This is a genomic window from Nocardia sp. NPDC055029, from assembly GCF_053608525.1.
Genome location: NZ_JBSGVQ010000084.1, coordinates 1 through 2022, shown reverse-complemented (window position 1 = coordinate 2022; position 2022 = coordinate 1). Strand labels below are relative to the sequence as shown.

Annotated in this window: 2 protein-coding genes; one reads left to right on the top strand and one right to left on the bottom strand. The window is 65.9% G+C overall.

Annotation, left to right across the window (positions count from 1 at the left end):
• Positions 1–155: 155 nt before the first annotated feature.
• Positions 156–980, top strand: a complete 825-nt coding sequence (locus ACWF9G_RS34260) for an SGNH/GDSL hydrolase family protein (protein WP_452520379.1) — start codon at positions 156–158, stop codon at positions 978–980.
• Positions 981–1189: 209 nt separating this feature from the next.
• Here the strand turns inward: ACWF9G_RS34260 and ACWF9G_RS34255 are convergent, their stop codons facing one another.
• Positions 1190–1834, bottom strand: a complete 645-nt coding sequence (locus ACWF9G_RS34255; RefSeq protein WP_452520377.1) for an NAD(P)-dependent oxidoreductase — start codon at positions 1832–1834, stop codon at positions 1190–1192.
• Positions 1835–2022 lie beyond the last annotated feature (188 nt).

The window sequence follows — 2022 nt, the reverse complement described above, 5'->3', positions numbered from 1 at the left end:
AGCCTCACCGGTTCCGGACTTCTCATCCCACAAGCCATCGGCCCCGCCCCCAGGCACGGCCGGCGATCACCCGCGCCCTCGTCAGGGCCGGGGCCATCACCAGCGGCGCCGCCGCCGAGTGCACCGCACACCAACACATCGCTGAGGAGCTGTTCATGAAGTATCGCTCGATCGCCCGCAGTCTCACCACCGCCGCCCTGACCTGCGGCCTCGCCGCCGGCGGGATCGCCACGGCCGACCCAGCGGCCACCACCGGCGCCGAATACGTGTCCCTGGGTGACTCGTTCATCTCGGTCGGTTCCTACCTCACCACCTCCCTCAACTCCGACTGCGCGCAAGCCAGCGACGACGTCGGCCACCTGGTCGCCGCGCAAATGCCCGGAGTCGGGTTCACCGACCTTGCCTGCGGCGGCACCACCGCCGACCTGGTCGAGAAGAGCGCTGCCGGACTCTCGTCTGCCACCCGTTACGTCTCCATCTCCACCGGCGGCAACAACGAGGACTTCTACATGGGCCTGCTGGAGAATTGCCTCACCACCGCTGGCAACTGCACCCCTGGATTCCGCCAGGAAGCCGAAGCCAAACTCGATCGCCTCGGTGCTCGACTCGACAGCACCTACGCCGCCGTCCGCGCCAAAGCCCCCCACGCAAAAATCGTTGTCCTCGGCTACCTTCGACTCCTGCCCGACAATTCCGCCGGATGCATCATCGACCTGACCATGGGCCAAGACGTCGTCGACTTCGGCAACCACATCCAGCATCGGCTCAACGACGAAATCGCCCGAGCCGGCGAGCGCGCCGGATTCACCATGGTCAACACCTGGCAAGACGGCCGTAACTCCGTGTGCGCACCTGACGGACAACGCCACGTCTCGATCACCGGCATCGGCCCCGGAGACGAAGCCCTGGCCTACCACCCCACCATCACCGGACGCCGCTACACCGCCGGACTGATCACCGACGCCTTCCTCCACCGCTGACACCGGCAAGCACCCCCGCCTGTTCGGGGTGTTCGAAAACCATGTGAACGATCATCACCACCCGCAGCCCAGGGTGCGAACCCTCACGTGTCGATCGATCGAATCGATCGTGGTTCAGCCGACCGCGAAGATAGGACGCGTCCTGGCAGCGGCAGATCCACGCAGCCTGTGGGGCTGAGGATCTGCCGCGCGACCGCCCGGAGCGGACATCAGTAGGCGACGGTCATCCGCTGTCGGGTGTGTTGCGGATTCTCGATCTCATCGAGCAGCGCCACCGCGTAGTCCTCCATCGAGATGATGCTGTTGCCGGCGTCGTCGGTGATCAGATCGTCGCCACCGATACGGAAGGTGCCCGTGCGTTCACCGGGCAGGATCTTCGCGGCCGGACTGATGTTGACCCAATCCACGTCGGTGACCGTGCGATAGAACTCGAGTGCGTCGCCGTGGGCATGCATGATCTGCAGCAGCGCCTCGGGCAAGCCCGGCGCATCCCACACCCGCCTGCCGTCCGGTGTGTTCAGAGAACCGGCACCGCCGACGGCGATCAGGCGGGGCGCCTGGTCGCCCAGTGCGCGCAGTCCTTGGACCAATGCGCGGGCGGCCGGTTCGATAACGGCAAGGTGGCCAGGACCGTCTGCGCCGCCGACGGCGCTGATCACCACATCATGGCCGCGCACGGCAGCCGTGACCGCGGCCGGATCCAGCACGTCGCCGGTAGTGACCTTCACGCGCGAGTCGATCAGTTTGGCGGGATCACGCACGACCGCGGTGACGGTATGGCCGCGACCGAGTGCTTCGTCGAGGATGCGGGAGCCGACATTTCCGGTGGAACCGAAAATTGCAATGGTGGCCATGAAAAATTCCTTTCGGGACAAGCAGATTGGGTGTTGAGGGTTGGTCAGCGAGCGTTCGAATGGGCCATGAGCTGTCGATCCAGTGCCGCGGACAGATGCGCTGCATCGGAGGTAGGGCCGCCGAGCCGGACGGTGCCGGTGTCGGTGTGCAACAGCAGAGACGGATACGAGTGCACGCCCCATTGCGC